Origin of the sequence: Sulfuricaulis sp. (assembly GCF_040901545.1) — a bacterium.
GTDB lineage: Bacteria > Pseudomonadota > Gammaproteobacteria > Acidiferrobacterales > Sulfurifustaceae > Sulfuricaulis.
Genome location: NZ_JBBDYL010000039.1, coordinates 1 through 24866, shown reverse-complemented (window position 1 = coordinate 24866; position 24866 = coordinate 1). Strand labels below are relative to the sequence as shown.

The 24866-nt window shown below is 56.7% G+C and carries 23 protein-coding genes and 1 pseudogene; 12 read left to right on the top strand and 12 right to left on the bottom strand.

Going from position 1 to position 24866, the window contains the following annotated elements; all coding sequences use genetic code 11:
* Positions 1-580 precede the first annotated feature (580 nt).
* Positions 581-2932 carry a DNA internalization-related competence protein ComEC/Rec2 gene (locus WD823_RS07090; protein WP_368428790.1) on the bottom strand — a complete coding sequence of 784 codons (2352 nt, stop codon included), beginning with the start codon at positions 2930-2932 and terminating at the stop codon, positions 581-583.
* A gap of 2 nt (positions 2933-2934) precedes the next feature.
* On the opposite strand from WD823_RS07090, the gene WD823_RS07085 reads away from it, so the two are divergent.
* Entirely contained in the window at positions 2935-3465 is a 531-nt protein-coding gene (locus WD823_RS07085; protein WP_368428789.1) for a DUF2062 domain-containing protein, read from the top strand.
* Between the two features lie 6 nt (positions 3466-3471).
* Here WD823_RS07085 and lolD read toward each other — a convergent pair whose 3' ends face one another.
* From lolD to WD823_RS07065, 4 genes are all read right to left on the bottom strand, one after another.
* The gene (lolD, locus tag WD823_RS07080) at positions 3472-4212 is read right to left on the bottom strand and encodes a lipoprotein-releasing ABC transporter ATP-binding protein LolD (protein WP_368428788.1); all 741 of its coding nucleotides are present in this window, start codon (positions 4210-4212) and stop codon (positions 3472-3474) included.
* A complete protein-coding gene (locus WD823_RS07075) occupies positions 4209-5453 on the bottom strand; it encodes a lipoprotein-releasing ABC transporter permease subunit (RefSeq protein WP_368428787.1) in 1245 nt (414 codons plus the stop codon). The genes lolD and WD823_RS07075 overlap by 4 nt, the downstream gene beginning before the upstream one ends.
* A gap of 84 nt (positions 5454-5537) precedes the next feature.
* Positions 5538-6701 (bottom strand): CapA family protein, encoded by a 1164-nt coding sequence (locus WD823_RS07070; RefSeq protein WP_368428786.1) that lies wholly within the window; start codon positions 6699-6701, stop codon positions 5538-5540.
* Between the two features lie 16 nt (positions 6702-6717).
* Complete coding sequence (locus tag WD823_RS07065) at positions 6718-7119, bottom strand: DciA family protein (protein WP_368428785.1); 402 nt, start codon at positions 7117-7119, stop codon at positions 6718-6720.
* A 188-nt stretch (positions 7120-7307) separates the two neighbouring features.
* Here WD823_RS07065 and WD823_RS07060 point away from each other — a divergent pair, with 188 nt between their 5' ends.
* The 5 genes and pseudogenes from WD823_RS07060 to WD823_RS07040 all read left to right on the top strand — a co-directional run.
* Positions 7308-8039 carry a YggS family pyridoxal phosphate-dependent enzyme gene (locus tag WD823_RS07060; RefSeq protein WP_368428784.1) on the top strand — a complete coding sequence of 244 codons (732 nt, stop codon included), beginning with the start codon at positions 7308-7310 and terminating at the stop codon, positions 8037-8039.
* Positions 8040-8047: 8 nt separating this feature from the next.
* Positions 8048-8443, top strand: coding sequence for a TfoX/Sxy family protein (locus WD823_RS07055; RefSeq protein ID WP_368428783.1), 396 nt, complete (start codon positions 8048-8050; stop codon positions 8441-8443).
* A gap of 26 nt (positions 8444-8469) precedes the next feature.
* Entirely contained in the window at positions 8470-8838 is a 369-nt protein-coding gene (locus tag WD823_RS07050; RefSeq protein ID WP_368428782.1) for an STAS/SEC14 domain-containing protein, read from the top strand.
* A 357-nt stretch (positions 8839-9195) separates the two neighbouring features.
* Positions 9196-9387, top strand: a complete 192-nt coding sequence (locus WD823_RS07045) for a hypothetical protein (protein ID WP_368428781.1) — start codon at positions 9196-9198, stop codon at positions 9385-9387.
* A 1141-nt stretch (positions 9388-10528) separates the two neighbouring features.
* Positions 10529-11227, top strand: a pseudogene (locus WD823_RS07040) (FRG domain-containing protein); the annotation flags it as partial.
* Between the two features lie 603 nt (positions 11228-11830).
* On the opposite strand, the gene WD823_RS07035 reads toward WD823_RS07040, so the two are convergent.
* Positions 11831-12715 carry a DMT family transporter gene (locus WD823_RS07035; protein ID WP_368428780.1) on the bottom strand — a complete coding sequence of 295 codons (885 nt, stop codon included), beginning with the start codon at positions 12713-12715 and terminating at the stop codon, positions 11831-11833.
* A 45-nt stretch (positions 12716-12760) separates the two neighbouring features.
* On the opposite strand from WD823_RS07035, the gene dapC reads away from it, so the two are divergent.
* The 5 genes from dapC to WD823_RS07010 all read left to right on the top strand — a co-directional run bounded on the left by dapC (position 12761) and on the right by WD823_RS07010 (position 18107).
* Positions 12761-13966, top strand: coding sequence for a succinyldiaminopimelate transaminase (dapC, locus tag WD823_RS07030; protein WP_368428779.1), 1206 nt, complete (start codon positions 12761-12763; stop codon positions 13964-13966).
* Positions 13967-14108: 142 nt separating this feature from the next.
* Entirely contained in the window at positions 14109-14930 is an 822-nt protein-coding gene (gene dapD, locus WD823_RS07025; protein WP_368428778.1) for a 2,3,4,5-tetrahydropyridine-2,6-dicarboxylate N-succinyltransferase, read from the top strand.
* Positions 14931-15095: 165 nt separating this feature from the next.
* Entirely contained in the window at positions 15096-16226 is a 1131-nt protein-coding gene (gene dapE, locus WD823_RS07020; protein ID WP_368428777.1) for a succinyl-diaminopimelate desuccinylase, read from the top strand.
* A gap of 302 nt (positions 16227-16528) precedes the next feature.
* On the top strand, positions 16529-17326 hold the full coding sequence (locus WD823_RS07015) for a Stp1/IreP family PP2C-type Ser/Thr phosphatase (RefSeq protein ID WP_368428776.1): 798 nt from the start codon (positions 16529-16531) through the stop codon (positions 17324-17326).
* Positions 17327-17384: 58 nt separating this feature from the next.
* Positions 17385-18107, top strand: a complete 723-nt coding sequence (locus WD823_RS07010) for an FHA domain-containing protein (RefSeq protein WP_368428775.1) — start codon at positions 17385-17387, stop codon at positions 18105-18107.
* A gap of 1 nt (position 18108) precedes the next feature.
* On the opposite strand, the gene radA is transcribed toward WD823_RS07010, so the two are convergent.
* From radA to rpsF, 6 genes are all read right to left on the bottom strand, one after another.
* The gene (radA, locus tag WD823_RS07005; protein WP_368428774.1) at positions 18109-19464 is read right to left on the bottom strand and encodes a DNA repair protein RadA; all 1356 of its coding nucleotides are present in this window, start codon (positions 19462-19464) and stop codon (positions 18109-18111) included.
* A 117-nt stretch (positions 19465-19581) separates the two neighbouring features.
* Complete coding sequence (gene alr, locus WD823_RS07000; RefSeq protein WP_368428773.1) at positions 19582-20664, bottom strand: alanine racemase; 1083 nt, start codon at positions 20662-20664, stop codon at positions 19582-19584.
* On the bottom strand, positions 20665-22017 hold the full coding sequence (dnaB, locus tag WD823_RS06995; protein WP_368428772.1) for a replicative DNA helicase: 1353 nt from the start codon (positions 22015-22017) through the stop codon (positions 20665-20667). It lies immediately after the preceding gene.
* 151 nt (positions 22018-22168) lie between these two features.
* Complete coding sequence (rplI, locus tag WD823_RS06990; protein WP_368428771.1) at positions 22169-22618, bottom strand: 50S ribosomal protein L9; 450 nt, start codon at positions 22616-22618, stop codon at positions 22169-22171.
* A gap of 23 nt (positions 22619-22641) precedes the next feature.
* Positions 22642-22866 (bottom strand): 30S ribosomal protein S18, encoded by a 225-nt coding sequence (rpsR, locus tag WD823_RS06985; RefSeq protein ID WP_368428770.1) that lies wholly within the window; start codon positions 22864-22866, stop codon positions 22642-22644.
* A 15-nt stretch (positions 22867-22881) separates the two neighbouring features.
* On the bottom strand, positions 22882-23313 hold the full coding sequence (gene rpsF, locus WD823_RS06980) for a 30S ribosomal protein S6 (RefSeq protein ID WP_368428769.1): 432 nt from the start codon (positions 23311-23313) through the stop codon (positions 22882-22884).
* Positions 23314-24499: 1186 nt separating this feature from the next.
* On the opposite strand from rpsF, the gene WD823_RS06975 reads away from it, so the two are divergent.
* Entirely contained in the window at positions 24500-24721 is a 222-nt protein-coding gene (locus WD823_RS06975; protein WP_368428768.1) for a hypothetical protein, read from the top strand.
* Positions 24722-24866 lie beyond the last annotated feature (145 nt).

Below are 24866 nucleotides of genomic sequence, written 5' to 3'. Positions count from 1 at the left end.
GCTGCGCCTCGGAAGGGAGTCGCCCCGCCAGCTCCCGAGACGCAGGCTTTCGGAGCTGGCAGCCGGCGACTCAAGGAACCAGGCTCTGGAACGGCAGCCCGCTTCCTCCGTCCGAAAGAGCTACGCCACGGGACAGAGTCGCTGCCGCCACCGCCCGAGGCGAATGCGCTTTCGGCGGTGGTGACCGGGCGACTCAATGAACATTGTATCCTGTGGCGACCCGGCGTCCTCCCTTCGAAGGGGTCGCCACCGCCCGAGGCGAATGCGCTTTCGGCGGTGGTGACCGGGCGACTCAATGAACATTGTATCCTGTGGCGACCCGGCGCCTCCTTTCGAAAGAGCTGCGCCTCGGAAAGGAGTCGCCCCTCGCCTCGGCAGGGAGTCGCCCTGCGCCACGGGATCCGGCGGCTAGCGCCCAGGGCCCGAGGCGAATGCTCCTTCGGCCATGGGCGCCGTAGCCGCCATGAACTTAGTTTCCTTGGGCGCCACTGCCGCCGTCTCCGAAAGAGCTGCGCCTCGGGATCCGGCGGCTAATGTAACAGACGGGATGAAAACCTCAAAGACAGGCGTGATCCGATTCTCATGGCGCGTTATTGGCGTACCAATATCGGCGATGCCGTTCCCGATACGCCGAATAATTAATACCATCCGCATCAAGAGAAAACTCCAGCGCTCCCGACGAAGGCGAATCGCGCCAGTGCACGCCGCGCTCCATGTAGCGCCGGACCACCGTCACGTTCGGGTGACGGTGGCGATTACGGTAACCGACAGGAAACAGCACAAATCGCGGCGCCACCGCATCGATGAATTCCGGCGTGGATGAAGTCTTGCTCCCGTGATGCGGTGCGACCAGTACATCTGAACGCAGCCGGGCACCCCAGCGCGCGATCAGTTGACGCTCGGCCCTGGCCTCGATGTCAGCGGGCAGCAGCACAATTCCGTATTGGCTTCGTATCTGCAATACACAGGAGTCATTGTTCGCCCGGCTGGAGCCGATCGTAATCGGATTCATCATGGTGAATTCCACCTCGTCCCAATTCCAGGTATGTCCGGACTGGCACAATGTCGCCGCCGGCAGCTTGTCGGGGACGCTGCTCAGCACGACTCCAACCGGCAACGCACGCAGGATTGATTCCGCTCCGCCGATATGATCGTTGTCCCCGTGGCTAATGATCAGCGTGTCGATGCGCCGTACACCGTTCGCGCGCAAATAAGGCTCGACAACGGCGGCACCGGTGTCAAAGGCTCCCAACCGCGGGCCGGCGTCGAACACCAAGACGTGACCATGGGTGCGCACCACGGCCGCCAATCCTTGCCCCACGTCCAAAAGCGTGAACCAAGTCTCGCCCATCGCCGGCGCGAGCGGGCGCGCCATGAACAAGGGCAGCAAAAATATTCCGCCGATCCAACGCGCCGGCCATCCGCGCGGCGCCAGCAACAGCACCGCTCCGCCGGTCCCGATCAGCAACGCCCACCATGCGGGCGCGGGCTGACTCCACTGGCTGAAGGGCAATTCCGACAGCGGCGCCAATACTTTCCATAACAGGCGCAGCACTTCGGCGGCGACATGGAAAAATATTCCGGCAACGGCATCCGGCAACACCCCGAGAGACAATGCTCCGGCAAGACAAAGCGGTACCGTCACCAGGTCAAACACCGGGACTGCCACCAGGTTAGCCAATGGCGCGACTACCGATACCTGCTGGAACATCACGAGCATCAGCGGCAACATTCCCAGGGCGATCGCCCATTGAATGTAACCCCACTTGTAGACCAGGTTTTGTCCGGCACCGATTCGATCGCGATTCAGCACCAGTAGAATCACGGCGACCGCGGCGAAGGACAGCCAGAAGCCGGCGGCCATAATCGACAACGGATCGTAAACCAGCACGGCAAGCAGCGCGAAGGCCAATAATCGGGAATGTGCAAAACGCCTTCGGAGTAAAATCCCCGACATGGCCACAGCGAGCATGATGAGGGCTCGCTGGGTGGGAATCACAAATCCGGCAAGAGCGGCGTAGACGCAAGCCGCCAACAATGCGGCCATGGCGCCGAACACTGGCGCCGGTATTCGCAACACGGTTTTTCCCGCCAGGGCCCACAGCCTGCGTCCAATGAAAAAGACAATTCCGCCTACCAGGCTTATGTGCAGCCCGGATATCGCCACCAGATGGATGGTCCCGGTGCGACGCAGAGTTTGCCACTGCTCCGCGCTCAGGCCGCGGCTGTCGCCATTGACAAGCGCAACGACAATGCCGGAATAAGGATTGTCCGGCAGTTGCGCGCGGATTCGGTCTCCCAGATTTTGCCTCAGCCGGTCGATATCAAGCCATGCCGTGCCGTCGTCCAGTCGTTGCGGCGCGATGTCATCGCGCACATATCCCTTGGCGCGGATCCGGTTGCGGAATAAATGCGCTTCGTAATCGAAACCGCCGGGGTTCTGGTAGGCGTGGGGCCGGTTGAGACGAACGAGCAGCCGCCAGATTTCTCCTGCGCGCGGTTGAAACGTTACATCCCGGCTGGTCAGCAATATCTGGCGCGGAACATAAACCGGCTTTCGATCAAATTCAGCCTGCGTCACGACCAGCTTAAAGCGCTGCCCGAATTCCGTCTTTTGCGGAATGTCGGCAATCCGGCCGACAACGATGATATCCTGACCTTCGATCGTCAGCGGCAAACTGTCTTGCAGGATGAGTCCGGCGCGAAATATCGCCCACACGACCCCGGCGACAAAAAACAGCGGAAAAATCCACCATGACCGATGCATGCCCAGCCACAGCAAGGGAAGCAGTGCCAGCCCCCACCATAAGGATGGCAGCTCGGGTAACTGCTGCACCAGCAGAATCCCCCCCAGGAAAGCAAGCGCGGCGGCGCGGATGGGTTTTCTCCTTGTTTGAAATATAATCTCCGCGCCCGGGACTATATCAGCCAACCATGGCGAAAAAAATCATTCGGCGCTTCATGCCTGACGTACACATCATCAGGAATCACAAAAACCTGAAGTTTTTCGGCAAGCTATTGCACGATCCCAATCTCTGGCACCTGAACCGCCGCTCGGTATCCGGTGCATTTGCCGTCGGCCTGTTCATGGCATTCGTGCCGATGCCTTTCCAGATGATCCCGGCAGCCGCCCTGGCGATCCTGTTCCGGGTCAACCTGCCGATTTCCGTAGCGCTGGTCTGGATCACGAATCCGATTACCATGCCGCCGGTGTTTTATTTCACCTACACCCTGGGGACCTGGATTCTCGATAAGCCGGTACTCGATATCGAGTTTGAAATCAGCTGGGACTGGATTACCTATGAACTGCACCGTATCTGGAAGCCTTTCCTGCTTGGATCATTGCTGACGGCGGCCGTCTGCGCGGCGGCCGGCTATTTCACCATGCGTGCCTTATGGCGCTGGCACGTGGTCAGGGAATGGGAACAGAGAAAAAATCGACGCACGCAAAAAAAAGCACCGTGAAAACGCTCAAATCTGCTTGAGAACCCCGTCTTCAAGCTTCAGCACGCGATCCATGCTGGCGGCCACGGTCATATCGTGCGTCACAATAATGAAACTGGTATTGAGTTCGCGATTGAGTTCCAGCATCAGGTCATAAATATTCTGGGCATTCTCCCGGTCCAAGTTGCCGGTCGGTTCATCCGCCAGCACGCACAGCGGCCGCGTTACCATGGCCCGCGCCACAGCCGCCCTTTGGCGTTCGCCGCCGGAGAGCTCGCTCGGCCTGTGGTTCATCCGGTCTTCGAGTCCGACGCGCTTCAGCATGGCGCTGGATTGCGCGATCGCATCCCTGACAGGCATGCGACGGATGAACAACGGCATGGCGACATTCTCCAGGGCCGTGAATTCGGACAGCAGGTGGTGGAATTGGTATACGAAACCCAGCATCCGGTTGCGCAACGCGCTGACTTCGTTCTCATCCAGTTTTGTGATGTCGTGTCCGCCGATTTCCACCTGCCCCGCCGTGGGCCGGTCCAGGCCACCGATGAGATGCAGCAGCGTGCTTTTCCCCGAACCGGAGGCGCCGACGATGGCAACCCGCTCGCCTTCCTTGATTCTCAAATAGGCACCTTTCAACACGTGGACGTTGAAAGTGCCTTCATCGTAAACCTTTTGCAGTCCGGTGGCGCGCAAGATGTGTTGCTTCGCGCTGCTTTCGGCATCCACAGGCAATTCCGAACCATCGGTTTTTTTAACCCGCTTTCTCATTCGTAGCGCAGCGCCTCCGCGGGTTGTACCTTCGATGCGCGCCACGCCGGATAAAGCGCCGACAACAGGCCCAATACCAGCGAGGCGCCGGAGACCAGCGCGACATCGGACCAGTGCAAGTCGGACGGCAGTTCGCTGATGAAGTAAACGTCCGCGGAGATGAACGAGGTGCTGAATAGCCGCTCGATCCCGTGCACAATGGTCTCGACGTTTTTAGCCAGCAGCACGCCGCAAATCGTACCGACCAGCGTTCCCACCACGCCCACGACAGAACCGTGCGCCAGAAAAATCCCCATGATGCTCTTGGGAGTGGCGCCGAGCGTGCGCAAGATGGCGATGTCCGCCCGCTTCTCGGTCACCACCACCACCAGCGTGGACACCACGTTGAACATCGCCACCGTCACGATCAAAAGCAGGATGACAAACATCACGGTTTTTTCGATTTTAAGCGCGCGAAAAAAATTTCCGTGTTCGCGGGTCCAGTCGCGCGCGAGAAAATTGGCCCCCAGACCGGCGGAAACCGCCTCCGCCACTTCCGGCGCGGCATCGAGGTTATCGAGTCGCAACCGCAGACCGGTTACCCGGTCGCCCGTCTGGAATAACCTGGCGGCATCGTCGAGATGCATCAGCGTCAAGGCGCTGTCGTATTCATGCATGTCCATTCTGAAAATGCCGACTACCGTGAATCGTTTGAACCGTGGGATAAGCCCGACGGGCGTCGCCAGCGCCTGGGGGATAATCAGCGAGACTTCCGAGCCCAGGGACAGATCCAGCTTCCAGGCGAGGGTACTGCCGATCACCATTCCGAATTCACCCGGCTTGAGACTCTCGAGATTCCCCAGGATCATATGGTTGCTGAATTCAGAAACCTGCTTTTCCTCGGCGGGAATTACGCCACGAACCATCACGCCACTGACCCCTTTGCCGCGCGCTATCATGCCCTGTCCGGTGATATACGGCGCCCGGCCGATAACCTGCGGATTCTTGATGCGGCTGGCCACCGACTGCCAGTCATGCAGCGTCCCGTTGGTTTCGGTGATGGTCACATGCGAGATCACGCCGAGGATGCGGCCGCGCAGCTCCTTGCCGAAACCGTTCATGACCGAAAGGGTCGTGATCAGCGCGGTAATGCCGAGCGTTATGCCAAGGATCGAAATCAGCGAGATAAAAGAAATGAAATGGCTTCGTTTGCGCGCGCGCGTGTAACGCAGACCGATAAACACTTCCAGCGGGCGGATCATGGCCCGGCATTAAACACAGATGATTGAATTCGCACAAGTACTTTCCTTGAGACGGACTCCCGCCGTAGCAACGGATTATCCGGTTTAATTACCCCGTTCCTCGCCCAGCGTCAGGATGGCGCTGTCGTCTCGATATTCCAGATCGGTCCCGCGTGTCAGCGACAACTGCTGTACCAGCGCCATCGCTTCCACGGCGTCCTGGCCCGACAGCGGCTTCGGCTGAAACACAACTTCGGGATTGTTCACATTAATCGGGATTAGACGTATTTCCCGCAATTGTTTATCCCGGAATGTAATGAGTGAAATCATGCTGCGTGTTGCGATGCGGCTATAGGATCCGAAAACAAAGTTACCCAGACTGTACAGGATCGCGCCCTGCCGGTAGCGCTCCACGGCCTGCAGGATGTGCGGATGATGACCCAGCACCACGGAGGCGCCCGCATCGATCGCCGCCCGGGCGAGCGTAATCTGGTAATCGCGCAGTTCGGTCTTGCCTTCCGTGCCCCAATGAAACGAAACGACCACGATATCGGCCCGTTGGCGCGCCGCCGCCACGTCTTCCCGTACATGTCGCTCGTGGCCGAAGGCCGTTCCCGGCGTGTCCGGTCCGGCCCAGAATTCCTCGGGAAACGTCAGGGAGTAGGCCAAAAAAGCCACGGTGATGCCCTCCGCCATCATGATCGCGGGCGCCCGCGCCTCGTTAAGATTCCGACCAGCCCCAACAGCCCGAATACCGGCTCGATCCAGCGCCGCGCGGGTGTCTTCCAGGCCCTGCGGGCCATAATCGAGAATATGGTTATTGGCGAGTGAAACGATATTAAATCCCGCTCGAGCCAGCGCCGGGGCAACCTTGTCGGGCGGTGAACGGAAGACGTATTGCTTGTCTGTTTCGGACGTACCGCCGGCGGTAAGAGGGCCTTCGAGGTTGCCGAAGACGATCTGTGCCTGCTTGAGGATGGGTGCGGTCAACTCAAAGGGATAATCGTAACCGTACTTCCTCAATTCCGGCGTGGCCGTGCCGCCGAGCATGATGTCGCCTACCGCCGCGATTTTGAATTCCTCTGGTGCCGTTGCAGGTTGCTCGGGAACAGCGGGCACAGCCGGCGACGGCGTGGCCGCTGCGGGTATTTCGACCGGCGGCGGCTCGTCCGGGATCGGAGGCGGGGTAACACAGGCGACACCGGCCAAACACAGCACCAAACCGAACAGGCCCGTCCGGAACCCATCGGGATGTCGAATCAAACGCATGGATTGGAGGAAGAAGTTATCGCTTGGGTTGTGATGCTTTGTCCCGCGTGCCGGCAAGCCGGATAAGAGACCGGCGCAGCGCCGGATCGACGATATCGTCCGCAACGCTTTTAATGAGGTGAGCGGCTGTGTCCGGTATCCGGGTTGGCAAGGACGCCTTGCGCTTTGTTTCCGAAGTGGACCGATCCCGATCCGGCAATACCCGCACATAGATCTCGCTCAGACCGTCGAAGTAAGGGTCGGAACGCAGTTGTTTCATGATCTCCATCTGACTGTGGCGCAGGCGGCAGGCCCAGGCGGAGGTATCGGCACGCAAGCTCAAGCGGCCGTTGTCATAACTGACGGGGAAACTGTGCGAAACCAGGGGTTCAGCCATGCAGGCTTTCCAGTGCGTCAGGAGGCCGGACAATCTATCCATGTGCACTCCGGCTCGCTTCAGTATTTCAGCCGGTAAGTGGGCGCCCGCGTTTTTTGGGCCGTTCCTTGTCATCCGTTTATCGCCTCGCGTCCAGCACATCAACAGCGGGCGACCATTATCACCAAAATATTTTAATTCGCAACGTTGACAAGTGATTTTTTTTCCCGCTTCGAGGTAACATGCAATTTATGAACCAAAGTTCAGCGACGATCGCAAAAAATATATTTCGAGTCCGACAGGCTATCGCCGAGACGGCGCGGGCGGCAAATAGAAGTCCCGAAGAAATAAAACTGATAGCCGTCACAAAAACCCAATCGCCTGACGCGGTTACCGCGGCGGTGGCAGCCGGTATCGGCGATTTTGGCGAAAATACCACACAGGAAGCGCTGCCAAAAATATCGCGACTCGCAAGCCATTCTATTACCTGGCATTTCATCGGCCATTTGCAGACGAACAAGGCAAAATTCATTCCAGGAAACTTTTTCTGGCTGCATTCGCTCGATAACCTGGGGTTGGCGCGTAAACTCTCCCGATTGGCGCAAGAAAAAAAAACCAGCATCAACACTCTGATTGAAGTGAATGTTTCTCAAGACTTGAGAAAACACGGCATCGTTCCGCTTGCGTTGTTTGATTTTATTGAAAAATTAATTGACGAGAATCTTCCCGCCCTACCCTTGCGCGGGCTGCTGACCATCGGACCCTATCCGGCATCGGAAAAAGAAATCCGCCGATGTTTTGCTACATTGCGTGATTTACGGGACGAATGCCGTAAGCGCTTCGCCGTGCCTGATTTCACCGAGCTTTCCATGGGCATGAGCGGCGATTTTGTCGCAGCGATCAAGGAAGGTTCCACCATGGTCAGGATCGGAACGGCGATTTTCGGGGAACGGGATTACGCGAAGAAATATTTGCGCCCTTGAGACTAACCATGGCCCGACATAGTGAGTTTGTGGAATTTGTACTCGAACAGTTAGTGCCGGTCGGTGTGGTTCGGGCGCGCGCCATGTTTGGCGGGTTTGGGATTTACCTGGGTAATACCATCTTCGCCATCGTCGACGACAGACTGTATTTCAAGGCAGATGGTGCCACTTGCCACGCGTTTTCCGCGCACGTACTCAATCCGTTCACGTATGTGGCGCGCGGCAAGACGATAACCATGCAATATTACGCAGTCCCGCCGGAAGTATTCGAGGACCCGGAAGCCATGCGGAACTGGGCCCAGCTCGCGCTTGGGGCGGCATCGCGCGCAAAGCAAGGAAAGAAATTACCAGCCCGCCGCTCCATCCGCCGCCGCTCAAGTGACGCCGTTGGACTGATACGCTAAACTGCCACTATCTTAGGAGTAAACCAATGCTCCAGCACGAACTACGTCGTGACACCGGGATACTGATCGTAACCCCCCAAGGCCCACTGAGAAAAAAGGATTTTGAAATACTGGCCCGGGAAGTGGACCCGTACATCGAAGAAAAAGGCAAACTGAATGGCCTGATGATCTATACGCAGACGTTTCCCGGTTGGACTGACTTCGCGGCAATAGTGTCCCATTTAAAATTTGTGACAAACCATCAGCAGCACATAACGAAGGTGGCCGCCGTGACGGACAGCGGCTTGCTTTCAATATTGCCGCGCATTGTCAATCTTTTCGTGCGCGCGGATGTCAGGCACTTTGGTTATGGCGATAAAGAAAACGCATTAAAGTGGCTCAGCGATTTACCATGATTGTCGGTCATCAAGGCCAGGGCATGGCGCGACACCATGAGTCTGTCGAATTTGTCCGCGAACCGCCGGCGCCGCTTAGCGGGGTCGGGCGCGTGCCATGCTTGGCGGGTATGGCTTTTATCAAAGAGACGCCATGAGCAATCGCAAAGCGGCGATGGGATTTCCGCGGTGACGAATGACGGACCGATGTGCTGGTTACGAGTTAAACGAGCCTGATTCCATTTATACTTATATTTAAGGCACTTTACCGCACAAGGGGGCACATTTATCCCCGAGTAGTTTGCACTGGCACATTTTCTGCAGGAATTTCCGTATTTCCTTTGAAAGCGGCCAGGCGCGAATTCATCGGCGTGGCCAATGAGCGCTATGGCAGACGACAATACTGACAAGCCGGCATCTAAAGGTCCCGAACGCCGTAAAAAGGCGCGGCGTACCGGCAAGGACCGCCGCACGAACATGCGCTGGGAATTGGATAATCCCATCCGGCGCCATAGTCCGGGCCGCCGCGCCATGGATCGATTGCTTAACTTTACGGATCCTAAGCGATAACAGGCAGCCAGCTCCCGCGAGGATACACTTCATCGACGCCCCCGACGCTGAACAGGCTGGGGCCCATTTCTCCCGTTATTACCCCATGGCGCCCCGCGCGGCCCGCTTCGCCCTTTTCGCGGCGCGTTTTTCCTTCGTGGTTTTCTCCGGCGCCTTCTTGGTCTGCTTCTTACGGTCCATGCCCTTGCTCATAGCCTTGCTCCTTGATCGTCGAGATCATGATATTGCGCGCAAAACGTGCGAATCGCCAGCGGCGGAGTTTTACTTGCGGGTGGCTCCGCTCCGCACCCTGGGGGACTTTTGACCGAAGCCATCTCTGGCTTCGGCCCTGCGGGTGCACACCACGCGCCTCGAGCTCGAACACGGGCTCGTTTGAATACTCCCGATGGGGCTGCGGTACTCGGCGCGCGCTACGGGGTGTGGAGCAACACCTTGCCCTGCCTGAGTTTCACTTAGCCAGCCTTGCAGGGTTTGTGGGATCGGTTAATACTGCATCGCCATGCTGGCTTATGACCTAATTTGCTTGTTGGCAAACTACTTATGGTCTTCTGGCCCTGCCAAGTTGGACGTCACGGGGCCAGGTTATACGTCAGAATGTGACGTCTAAATTACGTTATGTCCAAGAAAATTGATAATCGTCTCCAGACTGGAGTCTGCAGAAGTAATCGGTGGCGTCGCGGTCGTTCTGGTTGCAGTGTTAGCCGGCAGCGGTAAATCGGGCCCGAGTACTGATGAGGCGTACCGTGTAGGGTACGATATGGGGATCGCTGACGAATGCGGTAGGCATGGAATCCGTAAGGAACCGATGCCGTCGGCGTATGATGATTCAATGAGTGATGGCAAACTTGCGTCAGCATTTCAAAGCGGATACTGGGCTGCACGTGAGGAGCCGCAGCCGTGCAAGTTCCGACGATAGAGAGGCGCGATGCGAAGCATGTGCCTAACAACAGCTTAGACACCGACCGGCTTTTCCGCTGGCGCTCCAAAGCCGGTCGGTTAAGCTGAAAGTTAGGGCACAAATGAAATGAAACAATCGCTTTCGACATGGAATGAGTTCGAGAGGCGCTGTCGAGTGCTCGATCGATGGCGCCGGCAAACGACACGACCTTATAATCGAACCAGCCGGTAATGGCTCTTTCGAGGCCAAGCTGATGCGTCTTGGCTCCTGACTACAACACTTGAACGTGTAGCTGAATTCGATATGCCGCTAACGCGCTACTACAAGATAATCTCTAGAATCAAACCGGAAACTGAGTCACTCACCAACCTGCATTGGGAAATACCTGATCCACCTACATACAACTCGCTCATGTCAGAAGCGGGCCAACTTCCACTTATACCGGACCCAGCCTATGAGTATGTCGTATACCTCAGACATCATGGGTTTCCTTCACCGTTGCTGGATTGGACAAGATCTCCCTATGTCGCAGCGTACTTTGCGTTCAAGGACGCATCGCCCGACGATAAAGTGGCAATCTATGCCTACATGGAACACGCAAGGGGCGCTAAGGTTGGAAATGTCGGCGCGCCCCGGATCGAGGGCAAGGGACCTTTCGTCCGCGCACATCCCAGACATCACAGGCAACAGGCAGAGTATACGATCTGCGTCCGACAGACAGAGCACGGTTTGGCTTATGCCTCGCACGATTCTGTTTTCGCGAACCCAACCGAGGGTCAAGACGTGCTGTGTAAATTCGAACTGCCTGGCTCAGAACGAGCTAAAGTTCTTGAGCATTGTCATCGTTTCAATCTCAACTCGTACTCTCTTTTTGGTAGCGAAGAAAGCCTAATGGAGACGCTGAAGCTCCGGTATTTTGTGATGGAGGGATACGCGCCCTAACCTTTTAGCTCGGTAGGTTGAGGTGAGCATCGCGAACCCCAACATGATAAGTTCGTGCCACCTCGATCGCCTCCACGCACGCATGTGCCCGCCACTATTTCGTTGGGGTTCATTTCATTCACCCCAACCTATCTGAGCTGCGATGCTCGGCGGCTACGGGGATTTGTAACCAGCTCTGCGTGAAGCATGAGGGGTGTTGCTTTAAACCCCCCATCGGAGCGAGCCGAGCACCGAGCCAGGCCGGGAGTCATCGCGAGACTTTTGCTTGAGCCCGAGGCGGGTGGTGTGCGCCCGGCGAGTTAGGCGAGCGCCCGGCCGCAGCGAGGCGCGCAGGGGACCGCGCGGTGTGTGCGCGGCGAAGCGACCGGGGCGGATTTCTTTTGGTGACTTTTCTTTGTCCGTCCAAAGAAAAGTCACCTGCCGTGGGTCAGCCACCCACAAGTAATTCGCGGGCGAAGCCCGCTCGACAAATAATATTACCCCTCTCCCTAGCCCTCTCCCAACAAGGGGAGAGGGAACAAAATGAAAAGCCGCCCGAAGGGCGGCTTTGTTATTCAAACCCTGGATCCCGGCTTTCGCCGGGATGACGGTCGGTATGAGAAATTAATAGTCTTTCGGCGATGAAGCCCTCGCCGCCAAATACGCACCCAGCACAATTAATCCTCCCCCCACCCACTCCCTCACCGTCACTACTTCATCCGTCAGCAACTGCTGTGAAACAGCCCCGGCGATGAGTTCGACCAGGGCGATCACCGCCGAGCGGTGCACCGGCATGTGCGTCACGCCGTATTGCACCAGCACCGTCATGACCAGGATGCCGAGCACGCCAAGCGCGACCGCGCCAGTGAAAATAGAACCCGGGGGATGTGGCATAGGTATCGAGAAAATGGCGATTATGACGCCGCCAACGACCACAACGCCGGCCCAGACAGACAATGACTTGGCCTGGATGGAGATGTCCTGCAGCTTGCGCACGACGACATTGGACAGCGCAAAGGCGAACCCCGAGGTGAGCGCCATCCAGTCCGGCTTGCCCTGCGGCCATGGCCAGGCGAGGATGGGATTCCACAGCATCAGCAATGCCCCGCTCATGGCGATGACGAGGCTGGCGAAGGCGACGCGCGTGATGCGCTCGCGCAGGAACAGCCAGCCCATGAGCGTGGCCCACAGCGGCGAAAGATAGAACAGCAGCAGCACGCGCAGGATATTGCCTTCCAGCACTGCCTCGACGAAGGCGATGTTGGTCCAGCCGGCGGCAAGCATGAGCAACAACAGCAGCGCCGGGTGGTGGGTGAATTCAGAAATGGCTCTGGCGGTGCGCGGCAGGCTGAAGACGAGCGCCGCGCCGTAAAGCGTGACCGTGAGCCAGATCCCGCCCAGCCCCCCGCCCTCGAGGAGGCGTATGGGATACCAGATTACGCCCCACAAACCGGCACCGATCAGCAGGGCAAAAACAGGGTAAATGCGCGGTGTTTCGTTGGATGGCATTAAATGCTTACCGTATAATCCGCTTTTTCAAAATAACCAGTCGACATGAATCCCCGTCTTGCGGGCTTGCAGTCTTATCCATTCGAAAAGCTCGCTCAGCTCATTCACGGCGTCACGCCGCCGCCCGGGAAGGCGCCGGTCCGGCTTTCCGTGGGCGAGCCGCAGCATGCCGCACCCGCTTTTGTTTTGGAAGCCTTGAAATCACATCTGGCCGGACTCTCCCGCTACGCGCTGACAAAAGGCTCGCCAAACCTGCGCCAAACCATCGCGGAATGGCCCACGCGCCGGTTTCACCTGAACTCGATAGCCCTCGATCCGGAACGTCATGTACTGCCGCTGGCGGGAACGCGCGAAGGGCTCTTTTCCATCGCGCAAGCCATGATTGATCGGAACACCGAATCACCACCGCTTATGATCATGCCCAACCCTTTTTACCAGATATATGAAGGCGCGGCGTTGCTCGCGGGCGCGCAGCCGTATTTTCTCAACACCACGGAGGAAACCGAATTTCGCATGGACTTTTCGCGGGTGCCGGAGAGGATCTGGGAACGGGTCCAAATGATTTACATCTGCTCTCCCGGAAATCCGACAGGATCGCTATTATCTCACGAAGATTTGGCGCGATTGATCGGACTTGCGCAGCAACATGACTTCATCATTGCCTCGGACGAGTGTTATAGCGAAATCTATTTGGACGAAGCGAATCCGCCTGCCGGGCTGCTGCAGGTGGCCAACGATCTCGGCATCGAGGATTACCGGCATTGCCTCGCGTTTCATAGCCTGTCGAAGCGATCCAATTTGCCTGGCATGCGTTCGGGGTTTGTCGCCGGCGACGGAGCTGTTCTGACACAGTATCACCTGTTTCGCACCTACCACGGTTGTGCCCTGCCCCCGCCGACACAGGCCGCAAGCATAGCCGCCTGGAACGACGAGGCGCATGTACGCGCCAACCGCGACCTGTACCGGGCCAAATTCGACGCGGTACTCAAAATACTGAAACCGGTGCTGGCCGTGGAAAAACCCGAGTCGAGCTTCTACCTCTGGCCGAAAACACCGCAAGACGACGAAACCTTTGCCCGCGAGCTGTATGCGCGTGAAAACGTGCTGACACTGCCGGGAAGTTATCTTTCGCGAACCGCGGAAGGCGTTAACCCCGGTCAGAATCGTGTAAGAATGGCGCTGGTCGCTCCGCTTCCCGAGTGCGTCGAAGCCGCACAACGCATCCGAAATTATGTAGAATCCCTGGGTTAACTAATTTAAATTGACAGGATTCACAGGACTAACAGGATTAGAAATACAATTTGGATCTATTGACGTTATTTTCTTTGTTTTAATCATGTAAATCCTGTTAATCCTGTCCATTCATTTTTTCCGTATATCAAGGTACTGAGCCATGAACGATATCGAATCTGTGATCAACGAAGCCTTTGAACGGCGCAGCGCCATCACGCCTCGCACTGTCGAAACCCACGTCAAAGATGCCGTGCACGAGGCTGTTAATCTGCTCGACACCGGCAAGGGGCGCGTGGCCGAGAAAAAAAACGGCAAATGGGTCGTGAACGAATGGCTGAAAAAGGCCGTACTCCTCTATTTCCGCATCGAGGATAATAATTTCATCAAGGGCGGCTATACCAATTATTGGGACAAAATCCCGTCCAAGTTCGCCGACTACAATTCCAAGAATTTCCGCGATGGCGGTTTCCGGGTGGTGCCCCTGTCGGCGGTGCGCAAAGGCGCATACATCGCGCCGAGCGTGGTGCTCATGCCGAGTTACGTGAATGTCGGCGGTTATGTGGACGAAGGCGCCATGATCGACACCTGGGCCACGGTAGGTTCATGCGCGCAAATCGGCAAGAACGCGCATCTCGCCGGCGGCGTCGGTATCGGTGGCGTGCTCGAACCGGTGCAAGCGACTCCGACCATTATTGAAGACAATGTTTTCATCGGCGCCCGTTCGGAGATCGTCGAAGGTGTGATCGTGGAAGAGGGTGCGGTTGTTTCGATGGGCGTGTGCATCGGTCAGAGCACCAAGATTTACAACCGCGCAACCGGTGAAATCAGCTACGGCCGCGTACCCAGAGGCGCCGTCGTTGTTTCCGGCAGCCTCCCCTCCAAGGACGGCAAATACCAACTTTACTGCGCGGTCATCGTCAAGCAAGTGGATGAGAGAACGCGCTCCAAAACCGAGATCAACGAGCTGCTGCGCGACATCTGAATAAAATAATAAATAAATCGACAGGATTTACGCGATTAACGGGATTAATGCGTAAAAAACAATATCCTTGTTTTAGAAATCCTGTGTGTCCTGTTAATCCTGTCTATTCAATCTTAAATAAAAGATTTTAAAACTTTTAAGTTAGTTATCAATAAGATATAACCAATGACCGATAAAACACTGGAACTCGCCAAGCTGCTGATCGCGCGACCGTCGCTGACGCCCCGGGATGAAGGCTGCCAGGATATCCTGATCGCGCGTCTCGAGACGGCCGGCTTCAAAGTACAACGGCTGCGTTTCGGCGACGTGGATAATTTCTGGGCGACCCGGGGAACGGGTCACCCGCTCGTTGTGTTCGCCGGCCATACCGACGTCGTGCCAACCGGCCCCCGCGAAGCCTGGAAGAGCGATCCCTTCCAGCCCACGGTACGGGACGGCCGTCTCTATGGGCGCGGTGCCGCGGATATGAAATCCTCGCTCGCGGCATTCGTCACGGCGATCGAGGCCTTTATCGCTCCCCACTCGCGCCATCGAGGCACCGTGGGGCTGCTAATCACCTCGGATGAAGAAGGCCCGGCAATCAATGGAACCGTCAAGGTCATGGAATGGCTTGGCCAGCGTGGCACCAAAATAGATTATTGCGTCGTCGGCGAGCCGACTTCCCAACAAATTCTTGGTGACACCCTCAAAATCGGCCGGCGGGGTTCGTTGACGGGCCGACTCCTGGTGCGCGGCAAGCAGGGGCACGTGGCCTACCCCCATTTGGCGCAAAACCCGATACATACCTTCGCCCCGGTGTTGACCGAGTTAACAAACATCGAGTGGGATAAGGGCAATGCGGATTTCCCCCCGACCACCTTCCAGGTATCCAACATCCATGGTGGAACCGGGGTAGAAAATGTCATTCCTGGAACGCTTGAAGTGGTGTTCAATTTCCGCTACTCCTCGGCCGTGACGGACACGGAACTCCACCGGCGGGTTGAAACAACACTCAAATCTCATGGCTTAATCCATGAAATCCAATGGTTGCTTTCCGGTCAGCCGTATCTGACGCGGGGCACGGCCTTGCTCGAAACGGCGCGGCAAGCCGTAAAAGATGAATTGAGGATGGATCCCAGCGTTTCTACCAGCGGTGGAACCTCGGATGGACGTTTTATCGCCCCCACCGGCGCGGAGGTCATTGAACTCGGGCCTTTGAACAATACCATCCATCAAATTGACGAATGTATCGCCACCGCTGACCTTGAGCGGCTCGCTAATGTATACCGTCGGATATTGGAAAAACTTCTATCTTGATGTGCTATTATTTATGTTCAGAATCAGCGTATTAATTAATTATCCTATAGTATTTTAGAGATATTACTGGCGGCTTGTTTGAGTGCACGGTTCGCAGTTCGATAGCAGTTAAATCGCTATACTTTTGAACACACGGCCAAGCCCCACAATGGACACTGGCAATTAATGGATTCAACTACGGGGGTCGTGGATGGCGGATTCGATCAGAGATGTGACCGGTCATCGACATATGCTCACGATCCCTGTCCATTCATCGTACCCGCGCGCGATAACGCCAGCGGGAGCAACGATGGTGCGAACACATGAATGAATTACTGATGATCGGCTTGACCGATCCGGGTCGCATACGCGCTCAGAACGAGGATCATATCGCCTGTGTTCCCGAGGCCGGACTGGCGGTGATTGCCGACGGAATGGGCGGCCATAAGGCTGGCGAAGTAGCCAGCAAATACGCCGTCGAGATTATCCGAAACCATGTTATCGAAAGACTGATCGGCAAGGATAAGACCAACGACCACGCCGCTGAAACGGAAATTGTCGGCGAAGCCATCCAGCAAGCCAATGAAGCGATATACAAAATGGCGCAGGCGCAGCCGGAATGTGCCGGCATGGGTTCTACCGTCGTGGTAACCGTTTTCTACGGTGACAGATTCTGTGTCGGGCACGTGGGCGATTCAAGGCTCTACCGATTTCGGGACAACCTGCTGAGTCAGGTGACGCAGGATCATTCCGTCGTTCAGGAACTGGTAAGCCGCGGCTTGGCGACGGCCGATGAGGCGCGCATGTCGGTGAGCAAGAATCTGGTCACGCGCGCCTTGGGTGTGGAGCCGACGGTGGTGCCCGATATCGCCGAGCAAATGTTGCATGACGACGATACCTTCCTGCTTTGCTCTGACGGACTGAATGAAGTGCTGGCGGATGGCGATATCGAGATGCTGCTCATGGAACACCGGCATCATTTGGAGAGCGCCGTCAAACAGATGGTGGCGTTGGCGAATGAACGCGGCGCTCCGGACAATGTTTCGGCAATCGCTGTGCAAGCCAATCGCAATTTCGTCCGTGACCAGGGCAAATTGCAGGCGTTGCGATTTCAGGCTTAAATGTTATTCTGAAATTTGACCGGCTTTCCGTGGCGATTAATGAAATTGGAATCAGGATATGGCAAAAATCATTCTGAAATTTAATAACGACGTCGTCGATCATTTTGACTTGAACCAGGGGGACATGAAAGTCGGCCGTAAACCCGGGTGCGAAATTTTTATCGACAATCTGGCCGTCAGCGGCGAGCATGCAAACATCTTCACCGTGGGCGAGGACTCGTTCATCCAGGATCTGGGCAGCACCAACGGGACGCTGGTCAATAATAAAAAAATCACGAAGCACCATCTCAAAAACGGCGATATCGTCACGATCGGGAAACATACCCTGGTTTATCTCACGGAGTCGGCCCGTTTCCAGGAACCTGAAAATTTCGCCAAAACCGTCATCATCGGTCCGGGCACGCGTGAAATGCTGGAACCCAAGAAGGAATCCAAGCCGCTGGAGAAGACCGGTGAAACGCCCGCCATCACGCTGGAAACGAAGCCCAAGGACATGCCTCAATCCGGCGAAATGGAACGGCGCCGTAACGGCGCTATTTTCGTGCTGAGCGGGGTAAACAGCGGCAAGCGAATCGAATTGACCAAAAGAATAACCAACCTCGGACGAACCGGCAAACGCGCGGGGCGCATCACGCAAACCGACGAGGGTTATTTCCTGACTGGCGGGGAAGACAGTCCCCCTATCCTGAATGGGCGACCGGTCCCTTCACAAGGCGTGAAGCTCAACAACGGCGATGTCATCGAATTGGCCGGTACGCGCTTGCAATTCTATCTGAAATAGTTCAGACCAGATTATCCAGCGCCTCCGATAATCGGCGCACCGGCACCAATGTAATCTCGTCCATATTTTTTTTCGGCATATTGGCCGCCGGCACCAGGGCGCGCCTGAATCCAAGTTTTAACGCCTCTTTAATCCGTTCCTGGCCACGCTGCACCGGCCGGACTTCTCCGGCGAGTCCCACCTCGCCAAACACGACCAACTCCCTGCCCAACGGACGATTGCGCATGCTGGACACCGTGGCCGCCAGAATGGCCAGATCAGCGGCGGTTTCCATGATCCGGACACCGCCCACCACGTTTACGAAAACGTCCTGATCGAAAGTAGCAATCCCGCCATGCCGATGAAGCACGGCCAGCAGCATGGCCAGGCGGTTGGCATCGAGCCCCACGCATACGCGCCGCGGAATCGCCAGATGACTTTGATCCACCAGCGCCTGCACTTCCACCAGCAACGGACGGGTGCCTTCCTGGGTCGCCAGCACAACGCTTCCGGGAACGGCCTGCGTCTGACGGCTGAGGAACATCGCCGAGGGATTGCCGACTTCGCGCAGCCCGGCCTCGGTCATGGCAAACACGCCGATTTCATTCACCGCCCCGAACCGGTTTTTTATCGCCCGGACGATGCGGTATGCGCTCCCGGTATCGCCTTCAAAGTAGAGCACGGTGTCCACCATATGCTCCAGAACCCTCGGTCCGGCGAGCGTGCCCTCCTTCGTTACATGCCCCACCAGAAATAATGCCGTGCCGGTCTGTTTTGCAAAGCGGACCAGTTGCGCCGCCGACTCGCGAACCTGGGCCACGCTTCCCGGCGCCGATTGCAGCAGTTCGGTGAACATGGTTTGAATGGAATCCACAACGATTACCTGCGGGTGTTCGTTCTGGGCGCAGGCGATGATGTTTTCAACCTGGTTTTCCGTCAGCAGCCGGAGCCGGTCGCCCTTGAGCCCGAGGCGCCGGGCACGCAACGCAATCTGCTCCGTGGATTCCTCGCCGCTGACATACAGTACTTGAGTGGTTTGTCCGATTGTCGTGAGTGCCTGCGTCAGCAGCGTGGATTTGCCGATACCCGGATCGCCGCCGATCAGTACCACGGATCCCGATACTAGCCCGCCGCCAAGCACGCGATCGAGTTCACTGATGCCGGTAGGTATGCGCGCAATTCTCTCCGGGGTGACTTCCGCGAGATAGCGCGCGGACGACGGCGCACCGAATTGACGCGCGGCATGGATCGCCGTTGACGGCGTGACCACCGCCTCGTAAAGCGTGTTCCAGGCATTGCAGGAGGGACACTGTCCGACCCATTTCGGCGAACTGGCGCCACACTCGTTGCAGGTGTATACCGATTTGATCTTGGCCATAAAAATCGAATAGACAGGATTAACAGGATTTCGCAGGATTGACAGGATTTTTGAAAATTTTATTCATGCTTTAATCTTGTTAATCGTTTTTCAATCCTGTAAATCCTGTGAATTTTTTTATTTGTTAATAACAAAGCGCGGGATGCGGTCGGTCACGTGGCACAGCAGCTCGTAAGATATGGTACCGGCGCATTGCGCGACCTCATCAACGGGCAATTCCGGCCCCCACAAAACCACGGGATCGCCCTCGCCGGCGCGCGGCTGCGTGCGCAGATCGAGCGTGATCATGTCCATGGAAACACGGCCGATGAGCGGAACGCGCTGTCCGTTCACCAGCACCGGTGTACCCGCGCGGGCATGCCGGGGATAGCCGTCGCCATAACCGATCGCCGCAACTCCGACGGGCATGTCTTGAGGACAACGCCAGTCCCCGCCGTAACCAATGGCTTCTCCTTTGCGGCGAGAGTGCACCGCGATCAATGCCGTTTTCAGCGTCATAACCGGCTTGAGATCGCTTTTTATCGTGCCGGGATGTTCCATCGGCGAAATGCCGTAGAGCATGATGCCCGGACGCACCCAATCGAGGTGGCTTTGCGGCCAGGCCAGAATGCCGGCGGAATTCGCCAGACTCGATTCGAGGCCGAGAGCGCCGGTCAGGGATTTAAAATTCTCGATCTGGGTTGTTGTCTCGGTATCCGCCGCCATGTCCGCCCGGGCAAAATGGGACATGACCCGGATTTCAGTTACCGCGGGGCAAGCGCGCAGTTTTTTCAACATATCCGGCACCGTCGAAGGCATAAATCCGAGGCGGTGCATGCCGGTGTCGATCTTCACCCATACCGATAGCTGCAAGGACGGCGGCGCCTCGATCAGCGCATTTAGTTGTTTTTCAAGGTGAATCGTCGGTGACAGACGGTGCTTGGCGATGACGGGCAGTTCATCGGCGGTAAAAAACCCTTCCAGCAGGCAAATCGGCTGGGTAATGCCCGCCTCGCGCAGCGCTAAGCCCTCCTCGATGCTGGATACGCCGAAGGCATCGGTTACCCCGCTAAGTACGCGTGCCGCCCACGCCAGGCCATGTCCGTAGGCATTGGCTTTGACGATGGCCATGACTCGCGCTTGCGGCGCGAGCCGGCGCACCTCCTGCAGGTTGTGATTGAGCGCGCCGGCGTCGACCTGGGCGCACGCCGGCCGGCTCATTCAGAAATTCCCGTCGTAGCCGGCGGTCGTGTAGTTTTCAAAGCGGGTGTATTCCCCGAGGAAGGTCAGGCGCACATCGCCGATCGGGCCGTTACGTTGCTTGCCGATGATGATATCGGCGGTTCCCTTGACCGGACTGTCCTTGTTATAAACCTCGTCGCGGTAGATGAAAAAGATGACATCGGCGTCCTGCTCGATGGCGCCGGACTCGCGCAAATCGGACATGACCGGCCTTTTGTCCGTGCGGCTTTCGACGCTGCGGTTGAGCTGGGACATGGCAATAACGGGAAGGTCCAGTTCTTTGGCGAGCCCCTTCAGGGCACGGGTGATATTGGAAATCTCCGTGGCGCGGTTCTCTTCCGTCCGCTCGGTGGTCTGCATGAGCTGCAAATAATCGATGAGGATCAGGCCCAGGCCATGCTCGCGCTTGAGGCGCCGGGCACGGGCACGCAGTTCCAGGGGAGTGAGCGACGGCGTGTCGTCGATGAAAATCGGCGCTTCATTCAGCAGGCTGACGGCGGAGGTCAGCCGGGGCCAATCGTCATCGTCCAGCTTGCCGGTGCGCACGCGGTGGGCGTTGATCCGGCCGAGCGAGGCCATCATGCGCAGCGCCAACTGCGTTCCGGGCATTTCCATGCTGAAGACGGCCACGGGAATTTTATGTCCGACCGCGGCGTTCTCGGCGATATTCATGGCCAGGCTGGTTTTGCCCATGGACGGCCGTCCGGCGATGATGATGAGGTCGGAAGACTGCAGCCCGGAAGTCATGTCGTCGAGGTCGGAGAAACCCGTCGGCACCCCGGTAATCGAGGACTTGGAGCGAAACAGTTCGTCAATCCGGTCCACCGCCCGGCTCAGCAAGGTATTCAGCGGTTGAAAATCGCCGCGCCGGTGCCCCTTTTCACTGATATCGAATATTCGTTTCTCGGCCAGATCGAGCAATTCATTCGCCGAACGGCCTTCCGGCGTAAACACCGCATTGCCGATGTCCGTAGCGGCACGCGCGAGTTCGCGCATGACCGAACTCTCCCGCACGATGGCGGCGTAGGCGACTATATTGGCGGCACTGGGGGTGTTGTTAGCCAGCGAGCCGAGGTAGGCCAGCCCGCCCGCGGTTTCAAGATCGCCGCTGCGTTCCAGCCATTCCGAGACCGTCACCACGTCGGCGGGGCTGTTTTCCTCGCACAGGGCGGAGATAGCGTGAAAGATGATGCGGTGTTCGCGGCGGTAAAAATCGTCGGTCGTGATGATATCGGCGATGCGGTCCCAGCTCTGATTTTCGAGCAGCAGGCCGCCGAGCACGGATTGCTCTGCCTCGATCGACTGTGGCGGGACCTTGAGCAGCTCAGCCATCGGTTCCGCGCTCCGCCTGGAAAAGGCTCGTTCTTCCACCGACCTCCCCCTAATGCTGGTTTGCCGTATTGCTTCCGCCGGCAGTAGTGGCTGGCATTATATCGCGTCGCGCATCAATTAACAGGAGCGACATTTTTCCGTCAATTCAGGGTTACTTTTCGCCGATCACCGATACGATGATTTTGAAATTGACTTCGGGATGCAACGAAACGGAAATCGCATGATCGCCGATTTCCTTGAGCGGTCCGCGATCGAGATGCACTTCGGATCTGACCAGCTCGAAGCCCGCCTGCTTGGTCGCCTCGCAAATGTCGCGAATACCCACCGAACCGAATAACTTGCCCTCCTCGCTCACCTTGCGCGTGATCTGCAATGTCAGGCCGGTCATCCTCGACGCGCGTGACTGGGCTCTGTCGAGCGCGTCGGTCTGGGCCTTTTCAAGTTCGGCGCGTTGCGCCTCGAACTTGGCGCGGTTTTCAGCGTTGGCGGTGACGGCCTTGCCGTAGGGAATGAGATAGTTGCGCGCAAAACCGGACTTGACCTTGACCTGCTCGCCAAGTTTTCCCAGGTTGCGCACTTTTTCCAGAAGTATGACTTCCATCGTTCAAACCTCGCCGTGAATTTTCAATGGCTGTCGCAGTAAGGCAAAAGCGCCAGGTAGCGCGCGTACTTGATGGCGCGCGTCAGTTGTCGTTGGTAATGGGTCTTGGTGCCGGTGTTGCGGCAGGGAATGATGCGGCCCGTCTCCGTGATGAATCCGCTCAGCACACCGATATCCTTGTAATCGATTTCTTCCACTTTCTCGGCCGTGAAGCGGCAAAATTTCTTGCGTCGGAAAAAACGTGACATGTTCGTGCTCCTTAATTAATTCTGATCGGCGGGCGGGGCTTCGGCGGCATCGATGTCGCCCACATCTTCGGCTATATCCTCGATCACATCCACGTCCGCCGCCTCAGGCGCGGTCGCCGCGGGCCGCTCTTCCTGCTTGATCAGCGGCGAGGGGGTGGTCACGGCCTGCTTGCGTTTGATGACAAGTGAACGCAGCACCGCGTCGCTGAAGCGGAACGCCGACTCCAACTCGCGCAAGGTGGCCAGCTCGCACTCGATATTCATGAGCACGTAGTGAGCCTTGTGGACCTTGTTGATGGGATAAGCCAGCTGCCGGCGGCCCCAGTCTTCGAGGCGGTGGATCGCCCCTTTGGCGGACTCGATGATCGCGCGGTAACGCTCGATCATCGCGGGCACCTGCTCGCTCTGGTCCGGGTGAACCAGAAACACGACTTCATAATGACGCATGCAACACGACTCCTTTTGGATAAACTTAAGCCTTCCGCGGCCGTTTTGTTGTTATTTTGCGGCTGGTAAGGCAAGGTCAAAGCGGGCGGCATTCTATTACAAACATGGAGGCAAACCAAGCCGGCCCAAAACACCGCACAACCGCGAAAATAAGCTTATTTCAATGCTATTTTACCAGCTCCGGCGCTCTCATCTTGTTCAAAAAACCTTTATCTTGTCCATCAAATGACTCGGGCGTAAATTACCCGGCGCTCCCCTTGTTCCTGACGAACTAACAATATACTGAGCGACGTAATACATACCATGTCGTGTTTCATTTTTTAATTATTTTGCCTGAAGATCAAAAATACATGAGTGTATTGAGTAACTTATGCATCTTTACTGTATTCCTATACAGTAAAATGTCGCTTTGTAAAGCGACATTTAGGCCGCCTACTTTTAGTTCGCATGATGGAGACAACATGACACCCACAATCGTCAACGGGGTTGAGTATGAGGAGACACCTCCTCCGTCTGATCTTTGGAGAGCCACCAAATACAGTCATGCCATGGATCTTATCCAGAATGGCCTGCTCTACCTCACAAACGCGCAAATTTATCGGGAAGACCCTGATCCCGAGCGTGGTGATGCTACAGAGACAGATGGTAAGTTCATTCGACAGGGCGCACCTTGCACGACCGGGCACACGAATCCGATCTTTCTATGGTGCACGACTCTCGAGTCTGATCCAGACGCTGTGCTTGCCGTGTGGCGTGACTGTGACACAGTCATTCACATTCGTAATCCTCAGGCATTAGCGGAACGAATTCTGAGGACTGCCATAGTCAATGGCGTGAAAGGAGTTTCGTTCCACGCTGGCGCCCCTACCTATGACAAGGAACACGGAGGAACGCGACTATACTACTGGGCCGAGAGTATCTATCAGAAGCCAGAGCAGCATGCTGAGCAGAAGGAATACCGATTCGCACTAGTCGGAGACTATTCCATGATTGGGGTCCCAAAAGTTGAACTATCTCTTGGGCCTTGCGACGACCTTGTTTCGGTAGCCAAAAGAAAGTAATGCGAACAAGCGGTTCGAATCGGACACAAACCACGCGCGGCACTCTTCGGCGTGACCTTGAAGTCTCTCAGCGCGTGGTTTGGTGCCGTTCAACCGCAGCGTTAGAAGTCAACGAAATTTAAATCATGAAACTACCCCCAGTCCTGGCCGAGAAAGCGGCCTCCTTTCCTGAAGTTTCCTACGGTGCTACTAAAGTAACGTTGTTGTTGGCTGGCGGCAGGGAAATTAAGAACGTAACATTAGCCTGGGGTCAGGAGATTATAGGAATAAAAGATCAGAAGGTAGTGTCCGAATCCGAATTAGGGTTTGGAATAGACGAAATACTTGATGTAAAACCCGATCAGTAGCAACTTCGACTTCTAACTATGTTTTCAACCGGACGCGGTGAGACAATGGTTCGTTTTCTGAAAGCTGGTACCCCGCGCCGGTTAAAACGGCGTTGGGCGTCATTGAAACGAGGCTAACCGTATGTTCGGGTTCTTTAAGAAGAAG